At 41.6% G+C, this 22519-nt stretch carries 15 protein-coding genes and 1 other annotated feature; of the genes, 1 reads left to right on the forward strand and 14 read right to left on the reverse strand.

Going from position 1 to position 22519, the window contains the following annotated elements:
- The 12 genes from I6N95_RS02880 to pulA all read right to left on the reverse strand — a co-directional run.
- Positions 1 to 519 (reverse strand): PTS transporter subunit IIC (locus I6N95_RS02880; RefSeq protein ID WP_283808907.1); only part of this gene is annotated, 519 nt, incomplete at its 3' end.
- Positions 520 to 820: 301 nt separating this feature from the next.
- On the reverse strand, positions 821 to 1276 hold the full coding sequence (locus I6N95_RS02885) for a PTS sugar transporter subunit IIA (protein ID WP_209524853.1): 456 nt from the start codon (positions 1274 to 1276) through the stop codon (positions 821 to 823).
- A 14-nt stretch (positions 1277 to 1290) separates the two neighbouring features.
- Entirely contained in the window at positions 1291 to 3339 is a 2049-nt protein-coding gene (locus tag I6N95_RS02890; RefSeq protein ID WP_209524854.1) for a BglG family transcription antiterminator, read from the reverse strand.
- 265 nt (positions 3340 to 3604) lie between these two features.
- Complete coding sequence (locus tag I6N95_RS02895) at positions 3605 to 4480, reverse strand: YitT family protein (protein WP_209525401.1); 876 nt, start codon at positions 4478 to 4480, stop codon at positions 3605 to 3607.
- Between the two features lie 173 nt (positions 4481 to 4653).
- Complete coding sequence (locus tag I6N95_RS02900) at positions 4654 to 5004, reverse strand: hypothetical protein (RefSeq protein ID WP_209524855.1); 351 nt, start codon at positions 5002 to 5004, stop codon at positions 4654 to 4656.
- Positions 5005 to 5014: 10 nt separating this feature from the next.
- Positions 5015 to 6310 carry a DUF1576 domain-containing protein gene (locus I6N95_RS02905; RefSeq protein ID WP_209524856.1) on the reverse strand — a complete coding sequence of 432 codons (1296 nt, stop codon included), beginning with the start codon at positions 6308 to 6310 and terminating at the stop codon, positions 5015 to 5017.
- Between the two features lie 382 nt (positions 6311 to 6692).
- Positions 6693 to 8129 carry a glycoside hydrolase family 1 protein gene (locus I6N95_RS02910; protein ID WP_209524857.1) on the reverse strand — a complete coding sequence of 479 codons (1437 nt, stop codon included), beginning with the start codon at positions 8127 to 8129 and terminating at the stop codon, positions 6693 to 6695.
- A 17-nt stretch (positions 8130 to 8146) separates the two neighbouring features.
- Positions 8147 to 10039, reverse strand: coding sequence for a beta-glucoside-specific PTS transporter subunit IIABC (locus tag I6N95_RS02915; RefSeq protein ID WP_209524858.1), 1893 nt, complete (start codon positions 10037 to 10039; stop codon positions 8147 to 8149).
- 149 nt (positions 10040 to 10188) lie between these two features.
- Positions 10189 to 11034, reverse strand: coding sequence for a PRD domain-containing protein (locus tag I6N95_RS02920; protein ID WP_209524859.1), 846 nt, complete (start codon positions 11032 to 11034; stop codon positions 10189 to 10191).
- Between the two features lie 354 nt (positions 11035 to 11388).
- Positions 11389 to 13155, reverse strand: coding sequence for an aspartate--tRNA ligase (gene aspS, locus I6N95_RS02925; RefSeq protein WP_209524860.1), 1767 nt, complete (start codon positions 13153 to 13155; stop codon positions 11389 to 11391).
- Between the two features lie 33 nt (positions 13156 to 13188).
- Complete coding sequence (hisS, locus tag I6N95_RS02930; protein ID WP_209524861.1) at positions 13189 to 14481, reverse strand: histidine--tRNA ligase; 1293 nt, start codon at positions 14479 to 14481, stop codon at positions 13189 to 13191.
- Between the two features lie 107 nt (positions 14482 to 14588).
- Positions 14589 to 14794: a binding site (T-box leader), on the reverse strand.
- Positions 14795 to 14841: 47 nt separating this feature from the next.
- Positions 14842 to 17925: a type I pullulanase gene (gene pulA, locus I6N95_RS02935; RefSeq protein ID WP_209524862.1), complete on the reverse strand. Its 3084-nt coding sequence runs from the start codon at positions 17923 to 17925 to the stop codon at positions 14842 to 14844.
- A gap of 276 nt (positions 17926 to 18201) precedes the next feature.
- On the opposite strand from pulA, the gene I6N95_RS02940 reads away from it, so the two are divergent.
- Positions 18202 to 19491 (forward strand): N-acetylmuramoyl-L-alanine amidase family protein, encoded by a 1290-nt coding sequence (locus tag I6N95_RS02940; RefSeq protein WP_209524863.1) that lies wholly within the window; start codon positions 18202 to 18204, stop codon positions 19489 to 19491.
- 207 nt (positions 19492 to 19698) lie between these two features.
- Here I6N95_RS02940 and dtd read toward each other — a convergent pair whose 3' ends face one another.
- The gene (gene dtd, locus I6N95_RS02945; protein ID WP_209525403.1) at positions 19699 to 20145 is read right to left on the reverse strand and encodes a D-aminoacyl-tRNA deacylase; all 447 of its coding nucleotides are present in this window, start codon (positions 20143 to 20145) and stop codon (positions 19699 to 19701) included.
- A gap of 24 nt (positions 20146 to 20169) precedes the next feature.
- Positions 20170 to 22386, reverse strand: a complete 2217-nt coding sequence (locus I6N95_RS02950; protein ID WP_209524864.1) for a RelA/SpoT family protein — start codon at positions 22384 to 22386, stop codon at positions 20170 to 20172.
- Positions 22387 to 22519: the final 133 nt, after the last annotated feature.

Consider the following 22519-nt stretch of genomic DNA (forward strand, 5'->3'; position numbering starts at 1 on the left):
AGGAAAGCCATAAAATTCAGAAATCGTCGGCGCAATTAAATCACCTAAGAAGAAAATAACCACGCAATGAACAGCAATCGTATACAAACCTAAAGCAAAATTGCCCGTCATCGCATAAACTAAAGAACCAGTAAAGGCGCAATGCCAATAATCCCAAATATCCACGTCTAATGTCTTGGTCAAACCTAACACCAGTAATAAGACATTCAACCCGACCCCAATCGGAATTGCCAAACTTCCCAAAGCTGTTCCATAAGAAATAGCTGCAGCTGCAGGCCAACCAACATCAATTGTTTTTAACGAGAAACCAAAATTCTCCACCATCGCTTGAGCAGCAGGACCTAAGCTATCCGATAAAAGCCCAATCACTAAATTTAAGCCAATAAACCCAATCCCAACAGTAATCCCTGCCTTAAAGGCTTTAGCAGGTTTAGCACCTAAAATCATTCCAAAAATAAATAACAAAATTGGTAACATCACACTCGCACCTAAATCAACAAACCATTGTAAAATTGCCATCTTTTTTCCTCCTTTAAATATGATGGTCCGGTGTCCACTATCGCTAAATGCTGCCGTCATTCTTGGGGCTTTAGCCCTTAGAGATGAGGGACAACGAAGTGAAGCATTAAGCATAGGGGCCCTCCTTTAAATATGGTGGTCCGGTGTCCACTATCGCTAAATGCTGAAGCATTAAGCATAGGGGCCCTCCTTTAAATATGGTGGTCCGACCTTCACTACTTTTCATTTTGATCTCTGGCATTGCTGTTTTTCTATGTCAGAAAAGCAGTGCTCTTGGTTCCACGGACCTCTTTGATCGTTCTTACCCTAAGCCAATTTCATGAATTATCTGCTTAAATTCCGCGCTGCTATGACACTCCCCTAAGCGCTTCACACTTTCTTCTGCTTGTACTAAATCAATTAATTTCTGTAAAATTTCTAACTGATCATCAGCTTTTTTTAATGCCAACATAAACACAATTTTAACGTCAATTGTTTCGGTTTCTGAGCCCATCACTCTAAAGTTAACAGGCTGCTTTAGTGAGGCAAAGCCAATTTGCGGCTCAAGCACGCGCTCACCATCGGTATGAGGAATGGCGACACCGTAAGGGAGGGTGGGCAATCCTGTAGGGAATACCACTTCTCTTTCCTTAACACCCTCTAAATAATCAACTGTTACCAACTCTTTTGCTAATAACGCAGCTGCCATTTTTTCAAAAACTTCTTCTTTAGTTGATACATCTAATTGAAAAAAGAACACTTCCTTGTCAAAAAACACCGCCAACACCTCTTTTACTTATATTTTTCAATAACTTCATACGCACTTTGTTGATTCGTTGCTGCCATTAATGCCAACATATCCTGATTATTTTCTGATAGTTCCGCCAACTGAACTATCGCCCTTAAATGACTGGTTTGAGATAAGATGGCCAATGGCACAATGACCGAAATAGGGCGGCCGTTTGCGAATAAGACTGGCTCCTTTAAAATCAGCATGGAGAAACCATCTCCTTGAACCCCATTTTCTGGCAATGTATGAGGGATTGCCAGATAATTACCTAAAAAGCAGTAGAGCTCATGGCGATTGTGTTCAACAAGCAACGATTCCACATACACCTCCGAAATCAGTTGCTCCTCCAACAAAGGCTGACAGGCTAAGCGAATCCCTGCTTGCCAGTCTTTTACCCGATCTTTTATCAAGACCCGCTGACTTTTTAAAAAGGTTGTCAGATCAGGTAACTCGTTAGTTAAATCAACCACTGGCCCTTGAATAGTTGGTGCCTTCATAAACGTTTCTAATTCATCAACTAGTTTTTGTTCATAAGTCACTTCCGCATACTTTTTAACTATTCCTAAGATATCTCTGACTAAAAAATCAGTCGTATGCTCTTTTAACTCTGTTAAAACGTGGTACTTGAGCAGCTGTTGTTCTTCCTTGGTCATTAGAGGGTTGACAATAAAAACTGGTTTATCGCTTTTTAATGGCACCATGGAAAAGACAACATCGTAAGGCTGCTCATAATGATCGAATTGACGGATGGATAAACTCTCTCTAAAAATAAATTCTGGAAATAACTTACTTAAGGTGTACTTCAATAATTTGGAGATTGAAATCCCATTTGTACAAACAACGACGGCTCGCTTTTTAGTCTCAATATTCAGACCTTGTTTTAATAATTCGCCTCCTAAAAAAATTGTTAAGTAAGCAATTTCGCCATCTGGTAATTGTTTGCCAATTGCCAGTTCGATTGGGCCTACTGATTGTTTCACAAGTTCAAATAACTCAACATAATCAGTGGTAATTTTATCCAATAAAATATAATTCGTGTTTACCCCATACTTAATGCGATAATAAGCTGGATACATGTGGACCAGTAACTTTTGAATCAAATTAGCCTTATCTAATATGAGGAGGACCGATTTTTCTTCAAACCGTTGAAGAAAAGTTTGAATCGCTTGCTCCAACCCCTGTTTCAACTGACCACTTAGATGAGCACTTCTCATATTAGCGGTTAACATCTGCAAGACCAGCCATTCCTTCTCAATAACTGCTGCTGGCATCACCGAAGATAATACGCTTACAATCACCCGGTATTCAGCGGTTTCATTAATCGGATCAACGGTCGTACTAAAAGGTTCGCTTATAGCCAAGGGATGGTGCTGTTCCCAACGATGAAGGTTCAAAATTAAAATAAAAGGTAACTCATGAAAACTAATATCCGTGTAATGAATTCCTAGCTGTTCCTCGATTGCCTGGATTTTTTTCAAAAACCACTGCTTGTCCACTTTCATGATTTGAGCAAAAAAATCAGAAAAATTGGCGATGGTCATCATTTTCGGTACTAAATAGTTGATCAGCCGGCGAATAGCCATTTCTTCTCCTGCTAGCTTAAACCCATCAATTCGCGAATATTGAATGGTCAGCTGAAAATCACGTAACATATGCTCAGCAGCCTTTAAATCTTTCGAGGTGGTATTACGGCTAACTGCCAGCAATTCTGATAGATCATCTAAAGAGAGATCGCTATTTTTTCCAATCAAACTTAATAATAAAATTTGCTGTCGTTCCAACTCATCAAAAATATAAGTATCAGTCTGCTTTTGGCTGGCCATTGTTTCTGAAAAATAATTGATAACGGCTTTATCCACAGAAAAATGACCATTGCTTAGTCGTTGAATCTTTTGAAACTTAAACTCGGATAACCACAGGTTAACTTTCTCAATTGAGTAATTCACTTGTCGCCTAGATAAATCAAACTTCTTTTCTAACTCCTTACTTTTCTGTTGGGGATAATGAATAATTTCTTTAAAGATAGCTAAACTTCTTGCATCTAGATACATGTTGACCACCTCATAATCTTATTGTAGAGGACGGACACACCAAATGGAAACGCTTTACACCACAATGTTTGTCCTCATTTCCGTTAATTTTTGTCCATCACTGGGTTTATCTTTTTAATGATAGTTCATTATACATAAGTGCTTTCAATTAACCAATTCAATTATTTCCACTAACTTGCCCCGTCTTTTAAACCTGTAATCGATAAACAAACCAAAAAAACCTCTCAAAAAGTTGCCCTTTTAAGAGGTAAATGACTGCTATTAATTACATCCCAGGATCATAAAAGTTGCCCAGAATGGTCACATTATCTGCAATACTAACGAAAGCTTTAGGATCCGCTTCTTTCATGGCCTTTTCCAGAGAATGCATTTCGTAACGGGTGATAACCGTCATTAAGACAGCTTTCTTATGATGATCAAAAGCCCCTTCTGCGCCATTGATGATCGTAATCCCGCGACGCAAACGCTCTTGAACACAATGAATAACCTGATCGGGCTTTTTGGTAATAATCATCACTTGCATTTTTTTCTGTTTTGTATAGACCGCATCCGTCACTTTACCACTGACAAAAATCGACAAAACACTGTAAAATGCAAACGGCCAACCAAATAGATAACCTGCCGTAAGAGCAATCATGCCATTAAAAATGATGGCGATCGATCCGACACTCTTTCCCGTAGCTTTGCGAATCGTAATACTCAAGATGTCCAAACCACCAGAAGAAATGCCATTTTTCAAAGCAAACCCAACGGCAAAACCATTAACAGCTCCACCAAAGATGGCGCAAATAATCGGATCAGTCGATAATGGTGTCACCGGCATTAATTGAATCGCCAAAGAAGAAAAGGTGACTGTAATGACCGTAAAAATAGTAAACTTTTTACTAATTCGCTGCCATGCCAAAACAAACAGAGGAACATTTAACAAATAATAAATAACAGAAACAGGCGCTTCTTTACCAGTTCCACTGCTAATTAAGGTGGTGATGATTTGTGCTAAGCCTGTCACGCCACTGGCATAAATATTTCCCGGTCGCCAGAAAACATTCAACGCCACTGATGCGAATAAAGCATAAAGCAGTGCCACCGTTAATTTTGTTGTGTATTCATTACTCGTCAATTTTTCTCTAAGGTCGTCCATTTTTCCTTTAGTCACTCCCGTTTCTTATTGACTTCATTATAGAACGTTAGTACCGACAATTAAAGGAGAAGTCCTTAATATGAGAGGATATTAATGGATTTGTAACTTTTAACGAATTTATTCGGGAGAATGCTGTAAAAAGGTAATTGGGCAACAGCCACACCTCTGCCACTTTATTTCTGAAACAAAAAGGCACGATACAACTTAACTGTCAACTTTCCTTCGGTAAAATCCACCTCAGCCTTATCGGTCATAATTCCCAGTAAAGCAAAGTCTTCCGCTTCATGGTGAGTCCCGACTAAGCCCTCTGCATACTCGTCTAAGTCCGGGTCCCGTTCCACACTCAAAAGCCAGGTAAAGTCTTCCAAATCTTGGGGTGAATTCGCCATTTCCCCCTGAACAGTGACCACAAACTGGTTGTCTTCAAATACAATGCTCATTTGAATCCCCTTCGTACGCTGAGTAAAAAAGTAGCGCAATAATTCATGAGAAATCATTTCCGCTTTGCGACGTTCTTCTAACATCCTGCTCCTCCTAATGTTGACTTTCTCTCGCTTCTTTCATTTTAGCAAAACTATCTAGGATTGGCACTAAAAAAGCTGCGATAAAGCCTCCAGAAAAGCCATTATTATATAAATTAACACCCCCATGTAAAAAACCTACGTTACTGACTAAGGCCATGTGTAATCCGCCAGCTAATAAACCGGCCACAGGACCATAATAACCGGCTACCGGGGCCAATGTCGTACCGAAAAGCGCCGTCAACAAGACAGAGACATCACTGGGGTCACCACCTGTTAGGAGTGCCATTAAATACACACCTAAAACAATCGGAATGCTATTGCGTAAATGGCAGCCGTAAGCACTAAAGCCAACAACCGTATAAATCCCCCCGATGACTGCCCCACTTAATTGACCACCGATTAGCAAAACATAACTGGTAGCCGCCATTCCCATCATCCCCATATTAATCAAGGTAACCCCATAACCTTCCAAAGTGGCAAAATCACTGACCAGTTTTCCAGATGAGTGAAAAATCCGGCTTAACCCACTAAAACTGCGCTCATTTAACCACCAACCAATGACAAATAGACCAGTAAATGAGACGTAGAGAACGATGCTGAGCAAAAGATTATTTCCTGATGAAACAAAATAAACATTGGAAATATCGTACTTAAACATCCGCATAATCGCGGTAAACACCATTCCAATAATCCCAGCAGTAAATCCAACGTTATACAAACTAAACCCCTGATGAAAGCTGAGAAATTGCGTCGCTAAGGGTGGCAGCACAAAACCAATGGTCACCCCAGTTAAAAATCCCAACAATATCCCTGGGACCAACGGTAATCCAGAACCAAACGCAACTAAACTCACAGCTGGCGCTAATGCTGTTCCAAATAAACTGACAATCAAATAATTAGAAAATGGTTTCTTTTGACATTTAGCATAGAGATAGACCCCCAAAGTAATCGTCAACGAATTCAACAAATTTTTTCCAAAAAAAGAAAAACCACTCATCGTATATAAGGCCGCAATCAGCGGACCGCTCATTTTAACCTTATTGCCTCGCGCCACTAAAACGCTCAAAAGTGTCAAAAGACCACTGTTGACAAAGGCGGCACCTAAGCCAGCAATTTCAATATAGTCGGTAATCAGCACATTGGACGACAGGGAAATCGTCCATAACCCACGAAAAATAGTGCTTAGGGGATCGAATAAACACCCCATCCCAATTAACATCAAACTGTATGCTAGAACCAACCGATACTTGATTTTTTCTGACACTTTACGTTGCAACTGTTGTGTTGCTGTCAATCTTTTGTTCATAATAACTCCTTATCGTTTTATCATTCCAGCCATTAATTGTTCCAAAAAAACTAAAGTGATTTTCATCTGTCATCAGCCCCACTCTTTTAACTCTACCTCTCCTAACAAATGACTTCTACGTCCTCTATTAGCATCTTTTTCAGAGGTGATCAGCACTTTGTTTGTCATTACGTCGACACAAAAAGACCGCAATAGCGAGACACCGCCAACTTGTTCATGAGCTACCCCTGTCTCTATTCTTTCACTCTCAGGCGCCCTCTAAATAAACTCAGTACGTTTTTAATCACCTTTTTTTTATCATACCATAGACCTCCCCTAGGACGCACTTCCAAAAACCCAAAAAAATCCGTGGACCTTTACGGCTCCCACGGATTTCACTCATTTATTCAGTTAAACTACGGCCATTACTCGCAATCAAAGCTTGGTACCAGTTAAAGGATTTTTTCTTATAGCGTGCCAACGTTCCTTGACCTTGATCATCTAAATCAACATAGATAAAGCCATATCGCTTGCTCATCTCCCCAGTCGACGCACTAACTAAATCGATACAGCCCCAAGGTGTGTAAGCAAATAAGTCCACACCATCTAAATTGATGGCTTTTTCCATTTCACTAATATGCTGACGCAAGTAAGCTATTCGGTAATCATCGTCAATATTAAAGTCACCATCAGGCTTATCGATCGCCCCTAAACCATTTTCAGAGATATACAGCGGCACACCATAACGCTCGTACAAATCACCTAAAGCTACTCGTAAACCAATAGGGTCGATTTCCCAGCCCCATTCACTCGCTTTCAAATAAGGGTTTTTGGTCCCACCAAAAAAGTTTCCTTCAGCGCTAGCGTGTTCTGGATTGGTCGAAATTGTGGTTGACATATAGTAACTAAATGACAAGTAATCCACGGGATGCTCTTTGATCAACGCCAAATCATCTGCTTCAATAGCTAACTCAATATCATTATTCTCAAAATAGCGCAAGGCATAGCTTGGATACTCACCGCGCACTTGAATGTCATTACAAAAATAGTTAAACATCCGATTGCGATCTTTCATTGCAACCACAGTTTCAGGATTGCTGTCATACGCGTACATCGTCGCATAAATACTCATGCAGCCAACTTTTAGCTCCGGGTTTAATTCATGGGCAATCTTCGTCGCAAGAGAGCTGGCGACAAACTGGTGATGAAGAGCTTGAAAATTCGCTTGTGGCCCCTCGTTTCGCATGGCCACACTGAAGAATGAACCGCCAATTCCCGTATTGATTTCATTAAATGTCATCCAATAAGTCACTTTCTTGTGGAATCGCTCCAAAATCGTTCTGGCATAGGTTTCAAAAAATGCGACTAGCTGACGGTTTTTCCAGCCACCATACTGCTTAACTAAGTTAAGAGGCGTTTCATAGTGAGACATGGTAATCGTTGGCTCAATTCCGTATTTCAACAACTCGTCAATCACATTTTCATAAAACTGTAGCCCTTCTTCATTTGGGGTTAAGTCATCCCCATTTGGAAAAATTCGCGCCCATGAAATCGACATACGAAAGGTCTTAAAGCCCATTTCAGCAAACAAGGCAATGTCTTCCTTGTAACAGTGGTAAAAATCAATCCCTTGATGATTGGGATAGGTGTAGTTAGCTCGGTCAATTTCTAAAGGGTAATCTGCTGAAAATAAAGTTTTTATGCGATCTTTCCCTCCTGGTGATACATCAGCGATCGTCAAACCTTTGCCGCCTTGGTCATAAGCCCCTTCAAATTGGTTGGCAGCCGTTGCTCCTCCCCATAAAAACCCGTCTGGAAAATGGTGTGTGTTGTCAGTCATCTTTTATCGTCTCCTTCTTAAATAATATGGATAATTTCTTCTTCTTTAAAAATCACGCCGTCCTGTTGAGCAGGAGACACATCAAAATAATTAGGGGTATTAGTGACAATTACCATGGTCACCGTCGACAACCCTTTCTCTTTTATCAAATTGTAATCGACTTTACCAAGCAATTGACCTTTCTCAACCCGTTGGCCTTGAGTCAAGTCCAAATCAAAACCTTCGCCACCTAACTCAACAGTATCAATCCCAATATGAACCAAAACTTCCACCCCATTATCGCCTAAAAATCCAATGGCATGTTTCGATTCTGGAAACATCATTACCGTGCCGCTAACCGGCGAATACACATTTTCATCACTGGCTTGAATCGCCACACCTTTGCCGACCAATTCACTAGCAAAAGTCTCATCTGGCACTGTTTTCAACTCAACTAACTGACCGTTCATCGGTGAAAAAATCCGATGTTTCTCCCCGGCTTCAACTGGCTCAGAGGCTTCAGCAGGAGCTGTTACCGGTTGATCAACTTCATCTTCAAAACCTAAAATCAAAGTAAAGATAAATGACAATACCCAGCTAATCAACAACGCAACGATAAACCAAATGACGTTCATACGGTCATCAGCGTTGATATAGGCTGGAATTGATAAGAAACCAGGCATCCCCCCGCCACCAAACGAACGAGTATTCATAAAGATAGCGAAACCACCGGCAATCCCACCACCAGCTAAAGCCGCGTAGAAAGGTCGTCTTAATTTTAAGTTAACACCATACATGGCTGGCTCAGTAATCCCAATTGACGCTGAAATTCCTGAAGACAGCGCAATTTGTTTCATGTTAGCATTTTTAGAGCGTAGTGCCACAGCAAAAGCTGCACCTGATTGGGCCACATTGGTTACAGCGTTAACAGGACCAATCATGTTTTCATAGCCATTTTTAGCCAAGTTTGTTAAAGCAATTGGCAGTAATGAGTAATGCATCCCCGTGATAACCAACAACGGGAAGGTGGCACCAAGCACAACACCGGCCAACGGTCCTGCCACTTTAAACAACCAAGCAATACCATCGCCAACGAAATTACCAGCATACGTCCCAGCAGGTCCAATAATGACCATCGCAATTGGAAAAACGATCAATAAGGCAACCATCGGAGTAAACATTAAATTCAAGCTTTTCGGCATCCATTTTTTCACCCAGTTGTTAACATACTTCAACAATAATACGGCAAAAATAATGGGAATAACCGAACTAGAGTAAGTCACTAAGGGAACAGGAACGGCACCAAAGATTTTCCAAACAGTTGGCGCTGCTTCCCCACCTAATTTTGCCGCAAATGCTGCTTGAGCTGCAGCATGATAGGTTGGGTACATCATGCCACCGGCTATTGCCATGGCGAGATACTTGCTCGTCTTAAATTTCTCGGCCGCTGAAACAGCTAATAGAAACGGGAAAAAATAAAGAACAGCGTCGGATAAACCATATAATAACAAATATGTCGGGCTTTCAGCCGAAACCCCTAAAATAACTGCTAACGCTAAAAAACCTTTTAATAGTCCTGTACCAGCCAGCGCAGGGACGACTGGGGTAAAAATACCTGAAATCACATCAAAAATTTTCGAGACGATTCCTTCATCTGAATTTTGCGGGCCATTGCCACTGCCACCCCCAACAATCCCTTCGACCTCTTCAAAGACATCGCCAACGGTGTTGCCAATAATCACTTGAAATTGATCCCCTGAGAACTGTGCACCCATAACTCCTGGGATTTTTTTAATAGCGTCAAGATTGGCTTTATTTTTATCATTTAAGTTAAAACGCAAACGTGTGACACAATGCCAAGCATTGTTGACATTTCCTTTCCCCCCAATATTGTCGATGACTTGCTGGGCGGTTTCTTTGTAATTTGACATCTTTTAATCTCCTTATCCTTAATTTTATGTATAAAAAAATGAATAACAAAAATAAGCCGACTAACTGCTGTAAGTGTTAGTGCCTTATCTTCATTATTCAGTAATGCCTGATCGAATCAGTGACAATCCAAATCGTGAATTGAGTGTATTTAGTTGTCTTCAGAGGTTAAGCGTCGCACATGGACGGTTAAATAAAGTTTCTCGTCTGAGGTTAACTGCCAGCCCTCTTTGAGATAAAGAAACTCTTCAATTTTATCCGCCATGCGATAGGCCTCTGGGTATTTCATTTGAAACATGTCAATTAGCTCTTGGTCGATTGAATTCTCGGCAAACATATGATTATTCATTTTGCGTAAAATAAAATAACGTAAATGGCTAATAAATTTGCTGTAGTTAAACGAATCTTCATCTAAATTCACCTGAAACTGATACTCAACCAACGTGATGATCTTTTTAATCAGTTTAGTCATTTTTAATGTATCCCGCAAGCTGCTATATTCCGTGTTGGCATTAACAAAATGATTCGTAATAAAACTGATTTCCGCACTGTCCAGTTCAATGCCGAACTCTTCTTTGATCAGAGCCAAACTTTCAATGGCTACCTCATACTCTTTGGGAAACAATTTTTTGAGTTCCCACTGATTCAACGGAGCATAATCGATGCCTTCTTGTTGTCGTTTGATGCCATAAGCTAAATGATCCGCCAAAATTAAGTAATGGGTATTATCAAATTGAATTCCCAACCTTGCTTCTGCGTACTGACTGACCTTCGTTGTAATATCGACAATATTCGAATTCATCTGAGTTAAAATTGCCAAGGAACCAGCACTTTCGCCACCATCTTCGGCTTTGAACATGCGATCAATCAAGCTCTCGTCAACTAAAGCACCAGGCTCTGATTGAAAGCCAATCCCTTTGCCAATAACCACATAATCAACGCCTTTATCGTCACGGGTAAACGCCACATTGTTATTAATTTTTTTAATGAACTCCACGCTACGTTTCCCCTTCCCCTTAACTGGATGCTCCTTAACACAAAAAATCCCTCTTTTAATTGCACCAAACAAGACCTCCCTAAAAGAAGCTGTTGTCCAGTTATGCAATCAAAACAGGTAATGCCTGATCGAGTCAGTGACAATCCGTCTGATATATCTCTTATTCAAGGACTATATTATCATCAAATGAAAGCACTGTCAACAATAATTTCGTTTTAACCCAGTTTTATGCACAGAGTAATGAATATTTAAGAGAAGAACAGATCTTAGAATAAAAATCTACTCAGATTCTTAAACTCTATATTTATGAAAATTAAAAAGGAGGGACATCACTGTCCTCTCCTCTAGCGCCTCTTAATCTTCAATTGTCACGTTTAAACTCAATTCAAACAGCTGAGCAGGTGACACTTTCCCTGGTGCCTCATTCATCGGATCAATAGCACGATTGTTCTTAGGGAAGGCAATAACTTCACGAATGTTCTCCTCTTCAGCTAACAACATTGCCAGACGATCCAAGCCCAAAGCGATTCCGCCATGAGGTGGGAATCCGTACTCCAAAGCATCTAATAGGAAACCAAATTGTTCCACTGCCGCTTCTTTTGTAAAGCCAAGAACTTCAAACATTTTTTCTTGAATTTCCCGCTTGTGAATTCTCGTTGAACCACCGCCTAGTTCATACCCATTTAAGACAATGTCATAGGCTTCTGCATAGACTTTCTCTGGCGCCGTATCCATTAATGGCAAGTCGCTTTCTTTCGGCATCGTGAACGGATGGTGAGCAGAGGTATAACGTTTCGCTTCCTCATCGTATTCCAGTAAGGGCCAGTCAACGACCCACAAGAAGTTATATTTAGACTCATCGATCAATTGCAACTCTTTGCCCAAACGATTGCGCAAAGCTCCTAATGAAGCCGCCACAACTTCTGCTTTATCTGCAGCAAACATGATGATATCGCCAACTTCTGCCCCAACTTTAGCCACTAAGTCTGCTTCAATTTCCGTTAAAAATTTAGCGATTGGCCCTTTTAGACCATCTGTTTCCACTTTTAACCAAGCCAACCCTTTAGCCCCATACTGACCAACAAAGGTTCCCAAGTTATCCATGTCTTTACGCGAATACTTATCAGCAGCCCCTTTTGCCACAATCGCTTTAACTTGACCGCCCGCTTGTAAAGCCATTTGGAACACTTTAAACTCAACATCTTTGACTACATCAGCTAAATCAATTAATTCCATCCCAAAACGAGTATCAGGTTTATCATTCCCAAAACGCGCCATAGACTCATCGTAAGTAATTTGTGGAAATGGTGTCGGAATCTCAATTCCTTTGACTTCCTTCATCACCTTAACCAACATTTTTTCCGTATAAGCTTGAATCTCTGCTGGTGATAAGAATGACGTTTCAATATCAATTTGAGTAAATTCTGGTTGACGATCACCACGTAAATCCTCATCACGGAAGCAACGAACAATTTGGTAATAACGGTCAAAACCAGCCGCCATCAACAATTGTTTAGTGATTTGTGGTGATTGAGGTAACGCATAAAAATGCCCCCCTTGAATACGTGATGGAACCAAATAATCCCGGGCCCCTTCAGGTGTCGATTTATTTAAGTAAGGGGTCTCCACATCGATAAAATCATGATCATCTAAGAAATGACGCACCGTCTTCGTCACATCATGACGCAAACGCATGTTAGCCAGCATTTCTGGACGACGTAAATCTAAATAGCGATACTTCAAACGCAACTCTTCATTACTCGGTGTACCGTCTTCTATGCCAAATGGCACGGTTTTAGAGCTATTCAAAATGTTAATCTCAGTGGCCATGATTTCAAATTCGCCGGTTTTCATTTTAGGATTAATGGCTTCTGGATCACGGTTGATGACTTCACCCGTAATTTCGATGACATACTCCGTCCGACATTTATCCGCTATTTCCCAAGCAGAACGTGATTTTTCCGGGTTAAACACCACTTGAGCAAACCCTTCACGATCTCGTAGATCAATAAAAATCACGCCACCGTGGTCACGGCGCTTGCGGACCCAGCCTTTAAGAGTGACGACCTGACCCAAGTCTTCTTTGGAGATTTCACCACAATACTTTGTTCTTTTTGCCATTGTATTTCTTCCCTTCATTCAACAATTTCTGGTTTAGACTTCAGTTAATTCATCGTAAATTTCTGCAAATCGCGTATAGATGTCCTCTAAGAGAACCGTTTTTTCTTTCCTTGTTTCCATCTGCTTAACGTTGACCGTCCCCTCAGCCAGTTCCGTTTCACCAATAGTTAACACCAATCTGGCATTTAGTTTATTGGCGGACTTGAACTGCGCTTTCGCCTTGCGATTTAAGAAATCCCGTTCTGCAGAAAACCCTGCCTGACGAATGCTTTGAACTAACTTTAAGGCTTCGATATTCGTGGTTTCGCCTAATCCCACAACATAAGCGTCAATTTGATTCAACATAGGAATCGCTGCACCTTCAGCTTCGATGGTAATAATCGCTCGCTCAATCCCTAAAGCAAACCCAAAACCAGCTGTTTCTGGACCACCTAAATCGGCAACCAAACCATCGTAACGGCCACCTGCACAAATCGTCGTGATGGCACCACCAAACCCAGGTGCTTCACTCATGATTTCAAAGATCGTGTGATTATAATAATCCAACCCACGAACCATTCGGTGATCAATCTCAAAGTCCACCTCAAGAGCCGTCAGCATGTCTTTTACTTGATTGAAGAAGGCCGCTGACTCCTCCCCTAGATAATCCAAAATAGATGGGGCATTTTCGACAATCACTTTGTCCTTTTGATCTTTACTATCCAATACCCTTAGAGGATTATTGTGAAGACGCGTTTGAGAATCCTTACTCAATTCATCAAAGTGTGGTTCCAAATAATCGATGAGGGCTTGGCGATAAACCTGACGATCTTCACGCGAACCCAATGAATTAATAACCAAACGAATATGATTAACCCCTAACTGTTGGTAATAATCCATGGCCATCATCATCGTTTCCACATCTGTAGCAGGATTAGTACTACCAAAAACCTCTACGCCAATTTGGTGAAATTGACGAAAACGGCCTGCTTGCGGACGCTCATAGCGAAACATCGGCCCCATATAATAAGTCTTATAAGGCTTTTGGAACTCTGGTCCAAACAACTTATTTTCCACAAATGACCGCACAACCGGTGCCGTGCCTTCTGGTCTTAAGGTGATGTGACGGTCCCCCTTATCATAAAAGTCATACATTTCTTTGGACACAATATCTGTTGTATCGCCGACACTACGAGAAATTACTTCGTAATGCTCAAAAATAGGTGTGCGAATTTCATGAAATTCGTAATCCTTAAAAAGTAAGCGAGCTGTTTCTTCAACGAACTGCCACTTTTCTGATTCTCCTGGTAAAATATCGGCCGTGCCTTTTGGTTTTTGATAAGCCATTGATAAGTCCCCTCTCTTTTTGATTAATGAGTTAATTCAATTACTGCTACATCTACGGGCCTCGCTTTATAACTAAACCGAAAAAAAGCCCCTGTTTATATTTAATAAACAAGGACGAATGTCTTCACACGTGGTACCACCTAGATTGAAAGATTGCTCTTTCCACTTTAACGATTAACGCTCGTAACGGAATAGCTTTGCACTATTCATCTCCAGAGTGTCCTTCACTGTTCTCTTTTTAGACTTATTTTCAGCCACGATAAGTCTCTCTGAGTTAAAAAGAAAAAGCTACTGTCTCTATCATTGATTTCTTATGTATTACTAACTAACTTACTAGAAAGCTGGAGAAAAGTCAAGGAATTATTCGATATAATGATTTTGGTTGCGTTTTAACCACATACCCCCTGCCCAAATTGCCACGATTCCACCGATAAAGCTGATTCCTGCCACTAATTTTCCGCCTGTTTTAGGTAACGTATCTTTAGGGGCTGCTTTTCCTTGGGGGACATCAGTTGAATCTGTTGTCGATTCAATGGTTGCCAGCGACTCACTAGTACTTTGACTAGTTGAATCCGTCGTGCTCGTTGGCTCTTCTAATGTTTCATGGTAGACAGTCACTGAAACAGGTCCTACTGTCCTCTGGCCTTCGTCTGGCTGAGCGCCTTCATTAGACAGAACCTTTATCATTTTCAGCACGTCAAATGCCGACACATCAAGCTCATTCTCTTGCGCATTTAAAACCACCACATAACGATTTTTAGCATCTCCTAATTCATATGCCACAACCTGATCCTGTTGTTTTAATACTTTGGTATGTCTTTCGATCTGATCATAGCTCGTCATTCTGAATAAGGGCTCGCTTTTTCTTAAAGCAATTAGCTGTTTGACAAAAGACACACTTGCCTGATTCTCATAAGCTAAATGCCAATCGAACTGATTGACACTATCAGGCGAATTATAGCTATTTTCATTGCCGCCTTTCGTTCGCATAAATTCTTGGCCAGCATGAATAAATGGCACACCTTGAGAAAGCAAGGGAATGCTCGTCGCTAGGGTATGACGTTTCGAGCGCAATTCTGGACTGTCATTTGGATTGGTTTCACTTAACTTATCAAATAAGGTTAAATTGTCGTGAGCTTCCACATATTGTATAACCTGTTGAGGACCACTATATTTGCCCACACTGGCGTCCAAACCTTGCCCACCTAGAATATTCGTCATAAGCAACGCTTCCTGATCTGGCTTGCCATTGACAAATCCCGGTTCAATCCCATCAAAAACACTTCCCTTAACACCATCACGTAGTGAGTCATTAAAGTGGGCGATGCCTGGCATTTTAAAGGCATTTTTTTGAGTGGCTTTTAATTCTGGTGCCAACGGAGTATTCAAGTCCCAACCTTCTCCTAGAATAATAATCGATGGATCAATCTTATCCAAAGCTTGACGAACCGCATTCATCGTCTCCACATCATGAATGCCCATCAAATCAAAACGGAACCCGTCTAATTGATAATTTTCCGCCCAATAGCTGACACTGTCAACGATATAACGGCGCATCATCGCCCGTTCTGACGCCGTGTCATTGCCAACACCTGTCCCATTGGCCAATTTGCCATCTGCTGTATAACGGAAATAATAGCCCGGTACTGTTTTCTGTAAAGCTTGTTGATTAACCGCATAAACATGGTTGTATACCACATCCATAATAACCCGTATGTTATTATCATGCAGCCCTTGGATCATTTCCTTCATCTCTAAAATACGAGTCAACGGGTTGTAAGGATCCGTGCTGTAGGAACCCTCTGGCACGTTATAATTTTTCGGATCATAGCCCCAATTATACTGAGGGCTCGGATTGGTTTCATCCACAGAAGCATAATCATACATCGGCAGCAACTGAACGTGGGTCACGCCTAGTTGTTTGAGGTAGTCTAAACCCGTGACTTGCCCCTGTCCATTTTTAGTCCCCTCTTCAACCACGCCTAAAAATTTTCCTTTATGCTGAATACCACTGTCTTCCTGAATAGAAAAATCACGAACGTGGAGCTCATAAATAACCGCATCCGCTGGTTGACTAGGGGGCATTCTCTTAAGTTCCTGAGCCCTTACGGTTTGCGGATCAACCACCACCGAGCGCTCCCCATTAGCAATAACGGCTTTTGCATAAGGATCGCTAGTAACTGTCGTTGTCCCATCCCCAAAGGTTAACCGATAGGCGTAGCTTAACCCTGCCTGATTACCGGACAACCTCAGTTCATGGGTCCCCTTTTCTTTTGGCAGCATCAGCCTGACTTGTTTTTCTTGACTATCTGGCTGACTGTCGACATATTCCACTAACTCGACCTTTTGAGCCGTTGGCGCCCATAAACGGAAAGTTGTTTCTTGCGCCTCGTAAAGAGCACCTAGTTCACCTGAATAGGCATAGGTCTCATCAAAAGCCGCTGTTCTCACAATCCCTCCAATGGTCACAGGCAGACTTGGCAGCCCTTCAATATTTAGCAGGTAGTTTTCGCCTAGATTCAGTGACGTTGCCGTCGTTAGCCAAAAAGTTCGCTCATCTTCCTCATCTAAGCTAACCTCAAAATTAGTTCCGATCTCTGTCAATGACAGCTTTCCTTTAAGCCACTCCAAGTCCACGGGATGACTCATGGTCACTTTCACTTTATTCGTCTCTTCAATCGTTGCTTTTTTAATACTCATCTCTTTATTCGCAAAATAGGGGTTGTAATAAACCTTCTCATCCCCAGCTATTAACCAGACATCGGTCACCTCTTTTTCAGGTAAGACTCTTATTTTGCGATCCTCCTCACCATCTTTTTCAGCCCATGGATTGTCACCCACTGATTTTTTAACGATAAAATTGACATGACTAATGGGCTCTTCACTTACAGCCTCCAAACGGGTGACTTTGCCGTAGTTATCACTCTGATCAAAGGCATGAACCAGCCCATCTTCTTGATTCACCCATGTCCATAACTCCCAGCCATCATAGCTGTCTGGTCGAAAATAATGAACCCTAACCGCCGCACTCAATCGGTCATCTGCGAATCCGGCAGGTGGGCTTGTGAAGGTTTCTGGACTGCCACCGTTAATCCAAACTTCACCCATGCCAGTGCTTGTATCAATAAAACGGTCACCGCCATCCTGAGCTTCCCAAGAGCCTTTCTGCTTCACAATAATCCCGACTTTTTGATGAGCCCCAGGTACTTTCAAGACTGCCACCTGGCCAAACTTATCAGTCGAGGTGAACGCAAGCTCCTGTCCTTCCCCTTCTTCCGGCCAAACCCATAAAGCCCATTGTCGTTCCTCAGATGAACGATAATGAACCACAATGGTTGTTTCCTCCACCGAGATTTCTTCGCCACTAACACTCACATTCCAACCAATCAAACCGACCAACAATAACATTATTCCCCAACGAAGTTGCCTTAACCTTTTTTTCACCAATGACACCTCTCCTTTTTAAAGCGTTACCACGATTATACATAAGGCGATATAGTTAAACAACTTGTTACCGGTAACAGAAATTAGACATTTCACAAAAATCAGTCAGTTTGAAACACTTTCCTGTTCCCTTCAATTTGTTACAACTTGATGTTGTTTTAGTGACGATTCGCTTTAAGCTATTATATCTGCCTTAATTTTTGTTATAATGGATAAAGAATTTAAATGTGACAAAAGAATCAGCCTTCTGAAGATAAGTTAAGCGAGGACATTATATTGAATAAATATGTAACACTATTAAAAAAATATCAGCTCATTATTGTTAACGTGGCGATTATTATCATCGTCATCATTGCTTTTATGAGCTTTGGTAAAAATAAAGTCATAACCGTTTCAGCCATTGCCATGAATGTGCGAACTGGCCCTGGCATTGAAAATGAAATCTCTACCCAAGTGCAACGTGGCGATCAGCTAGTTGTGTTAAAAGAAGAAAAACAATGGTACCAAGTTCGTTTGGCAAGCCGCCGAACTGGTTGGGTCGCCAGCTGGCTCTTTGATGATAGTCAAGATAGCCCTGCCACCAACCAAGTGGCAACCGTCAATACTGCCGACACCAAGCTGAGAAAAGATCCTAATACTGAAGGAGAAGAAATTCAAAGCTTAAAAAAAGGCAAAGTAGTCACCATCACCTCCGAACAAAACGGCTGGTCGAATGTGACAGTCGGGAAAAAACATGGTTGGATTTTCTCTGAGCTCCTGACCCTTGGCGCCCCATCAAAAAATGATAAAGACATCATTGACGCTGACCAACTTTTCGCTCGAGAAGAAGGGACCAAAGTACGTTCAACACCTTCTATTGATGGAGCAGTCATTGCAACGCTAAAAGCTGACGCCAAATTAAACTTCAAACAGCGAGATGGTCAATGGTATCAGGTCGAGACCGAAGACGGCCAATCCGGTTATGTAGCCAACTGGGTAGTCAGCTTTGAAGAACCGGGCAAAAACACCAAAAAAGCCAGTTCACTTGCTGAAACGACCATCGTCCTTGATCCTGGACATGGGGGCAGTGACGTTGGCGCCCAAAGCAATGACGAGACCATCTCAGAAAAAATTATTACCCTAGCGACTGCTCATTATGTCGAAGCAGCACTAAAAGAATTAGGCGCTAATGTGATTCTCACCCGCGATGATGATTCCCTGGTCGAGCTGGGAGACATTGCCCTTATCAGCAATCGTAAACGAGCGGATGCTTTTATCAGCTTCCACTATGACTCAACCGAAATCAGCAATGAAGCCTCTGGGTTTACTACATACTTCTATGATGACGGTGATAAAACTTTAGCTGAGACCCTTAATAAACACTTGGAAAAAGAACTGCCACTACCTAATCGTGGCGTTGAAAAAGGCGATTATCAAGTCATTCGTGAAAACGAACGGCCGGCTATCTTGCTGGAATTAGGTTATATGAACAATGACAATGATGCTCATACCTTTAAGACCAAAAAATTCCAAAGACAAGTAGCCACAGCTGTCACCAATGCTTTAGATGAATACTTTAGTAAATAATCATCATAACCACCTAGTGACTTATTTTCGTCACTAGGTGGTTATCTCAGATCAAGCCTGAAAATCAATTGGCTTAAAAATCGTCTTCTGGCTATTACTACAACACTTGTCAATAAGCAAAGGAAGTCCTTGTTTGACGCTTTTTACCGAATAGGTTTATCCTAAATTAAAAGAAGTATTCCCGAAATTACCGAGAATACTTCTTTTTTACTTATAGTCGGTATCAAGGACGATCGTCACAGGGCCATCATTGACTAAACTAACAGCCATATGAGCACCAAATTCACCCTCTGAAACTGATAACCCCGTCTCTCTAAGCTTCTCATTAAAATACTGATAGAGAGCTGTCGCTTCCGCTGGCTTTGCCGCCTCAGTAAAGCTCGGTCGATTACCTTTTTTAGTATTGGCCAGTAAAGTGAATTGAGAAATGGACAGAATCTCTCCCTTCACATCGTGAACCGAGAGATTCAGCTTATCGTCACTGTCCTCAAAAATTCGCATCTTACTGACTTTATTCGCTAAATACTCCGCCTCTTTTTCCGTGTCGCCTTCCTTCACGCCCACTAGTAACATCAATCCCAAATCAATCGCTGAAATCACTTGTTGATCAACACTAACCGAAGCCTGAGAGACTTTCTGTAAGACTACCTTCATCACTATCTGTCCCTTCCTGAGTTGTTAGCCATTTGTCCGACGAACACTATGAACATCGGGGACACTCTTAATTTTATCAACAATTCGTTCTAAATGAGCTAAGTTTTGAATAGAAACGGTCAATAAGATCACAGCCATCTTATTTTTAGTCGGCTTTGCTTCCACTCCAATCAGATTTTTCGTCGCAGAATTCACCACGATCAAAATATCATTGAGTAAGCCTGAGCGATTATACCCGTAAACCTCCAGATCGGCATTGTATTCTTTGCCGCTTTCAGCTGCCGTGTCCTCCCACTCCACATCAATTAACCGCTGTTGAACCTCTTCATTGCTGACGATGTTCGGACAATCCGCTCGGTGAATCGAAACACCCCGACCTTTGGTAATATACCCGACGATCTCATCACCAGGAACAGGGTTACAGCAACGACTGATGCGCACAAGCAGATTATCGACCCCTTGAATAACAATACCGCCCTCATGGCGAACCTTCATCTTTTCCGGTTCCTTTTTAACCGGCTGTTTCATCAGCTCTTCTGCTTCTTGCTTTTGCCGCTCCTTCTCCATTTCACGACGAGCTTTTTCCGTCAAGCGATTGACCACAATTTGAGCCGTCACTTCACCAAAACCAACGGCGGCATACATGTCGTCTTCACTTTGGAAATTAAAACGATCCAGCGTATCGGCTAAAGCCGTTTTATTGAGAAAATCCTTTGGTTTAAAATCTTGACTTAGAAGTTGTTTTTCAACAGCGTCTTTCCCTTTATTAATGTTCATCTCACGGTCTTGGACTTTAAAGAATCGCTTGATCTTATTGCGGGCTTTTGATGTGGCTACCATATTGACCCAGTCACGACTTGGCCCAAATGAATTAGCTGAGGTCAGCACTTCAATAATATCGCCATTTTTCATCTTATAATCCAAGGGGACCATCTTGCCATTAACCTTGGCCCCCGTCGTCTTATTGCCAATTTCCGTGTGAATATTGTAAGCAAAATCCAAAGGTCCAGAACCTTTTGGTAGTTCCGTCACGTCGCCTTTCGGTGTAAAGACATAGACTTTATCACTGAAAATATCACCTTTCACACTTTCCATAAACTCGGAAGCGTCATAACTCTCATCTTGCAATTCAATAATTTCATGGAACCAGCTCAACTGCTTGCCAGTGCCATCGTCTTGCGTTTTTTCTGTCTTGCCTTCCTTATAGGCCCAGTGAGCCGCAACCCCAAACTCAGCAATTTCATGCATTTCATGAGTTCTAATTTGAACCTCCACAGGGTTTCCCTTCGGTCCAATTACCGTCGTATGCAAAGACTGATACATATTGGCCTTCGGCATAGCGATATAGTCTTTAAAGCGCCCTGGCATCGGCTTCCATTTCGTGTGAATCGCACCTAAAACAGCGTAACAATCCTTAATCGTATCCACCACGACACGAATCGCCAATAAGTCATAAATTTCTTCAAACTCTTTTTTCTGATCTTTCATCTTCTGATAGATCGAGTAGATGTGTTTCGGTCGACCGTAGATTTCAGCAAAAATATCCAGTTCTTCTGTCGAAAGACGAATCTGTTCCACAGTCTCTTCAATATAGGCTTCCCGCTCATCTCGCTTAGAATCCATTAAATTAACAATTCGATAATATTGATTAGGATTTAGATAACGCAACGCAGTATCTTCCAACTCCCACTTAATCCGGCTAATCCCCAACCGATGAGCAAGGGGAGCGTAAATTTCAATGGTTTCTTGCGCAATCCGACGCTGCTTATCTTCCCGTAAATGACGTAGCGTCCGCATATTATGCAGTCTATCCGCCAATTTAACCATGATAACCCGCAGATCTTCCGCCATCGCTAATAACATTTTGCGGTGATTTTCCGCCAACTGTTCCGCATGAGATTTATACTTGATTTTACCTAATTTAGTAACCCCATCAACCAACATCGCAACATCTGGGCCAAACTCAGCCTTTAAATCATCCAACGTCACCTCTGTATCTTCCACAACATCGTGCAGAAACCCAGTAGCAACAGTATGTGGATCCATATGCAGTTCCGCCAAAATCCCCGCCACTTGAATCGGGTGAACAATATAAGGTTCCCCCGACTGACGCGTTTGAAGCGCATGAGCCTCCGTTGCAAAGTCACATGCTTTTTTAACAAAGGCAACATGCTCCGGGCTCATATAATTTGACACAATTTTAATCACCGTTGGTCCTGTTAATACTTCATCTTTCGGCATGTGTTTCACTCCTCTTACTTAATGGTCCGTTGTCCTAAACTTCTACGCATTAAAATGCTAGAGTTAAGGCTCTCCTCTTACTTAATGGTCCGTCCTTCAATTCTTAGTGCTTTAGCACTTAGAGATTGATGTG

Origin of the sequence: Vagococcus allomyrinae, from assembly GCF_017829975.1 — a bacterium.
GTDB lineage: Bacteria > Bacillota > Bacilli > Lactobacillales > Vagococcaceae > Vagococcus_D > Vagococcus_D allomyrinae.

What these genes read in the sequence shown, in the direction of transcription:
- I6N95_RS02890 (WP_209524854.1), bottom strand. Translation starts at nt 3,339, where the DNA reads ATGTATCTAGATGCAAGAAGTTTAGCTATCTTTAAAGAAATTATTCAT.
- I6N95_RS02895 (WP_209525401.1), bottom strand. Translation starts at nt 4,480, where the DNA reads ATGGACGACCTTAGAGAAAAATTGACGAGTAATGAATACACAACAAAA.
- I6N95_RS02900 (WP_209524855.1), bottom strand. Translation starts at nt 5,004, where the DNA reads ATGTTAGAAGAACGTCGCAAAGCGGAAATGATTTCTCATGAATTATTG.
- I6N95_RS02905 (WP_209524856.1), bottom strand. Translation starts at nt 6,310, where the DNA reads ATGAACAAAAGATTGACAGCAACACAACAGTTGCAACGTAAAGTGTCA.
- I6N95_RS02910 (WP_209524857.1), bottom strand. Translation starts at nt 8,129, where the DNA reads ATGACTGACAACACACACCATTTTCCAGACGGGTTTTTATGGGGAGGA.
- I6N95_RS02915 (WP_209524858.1), bottom strand. Translation starts at nt 10,039, where the DNA reads ATGTCAAATTACAAAGAAACCGCCCAGCAAGTCATCGACAATATTGGG.
- aspS (WP_209524860.1), bottom strand. Translation starts at nt 13,155, where the DNA reads ATGGCAAAAAGAACAAAGTATTGTGGTGAAATCTCCAAAGAAGACTTG.
- hisS (WP_209524861.1), bottom strand. Translation starts at nt 14,481, where the DNA reads ATGGCTTATCAAAAACCAAAAGGCACGGCCGATATTTTACCAGGAGAA.
- dtd (WP_209525403.1), bottom strand. Translation starts at nt 20,145, where the DNA reads ATGAAGGTAGTCTTACAGAAAGTCTCTCAGGCTTCGGTTAGTGTTGAT.
- I6N95_RS02950 (WP_209524864.1), bottom strand. Translation starts at nt 22,386, where the DNA reads ATGCCGAAAGATGAAGTATTAACAGGACCAACGGTGATTAAAATTGTG.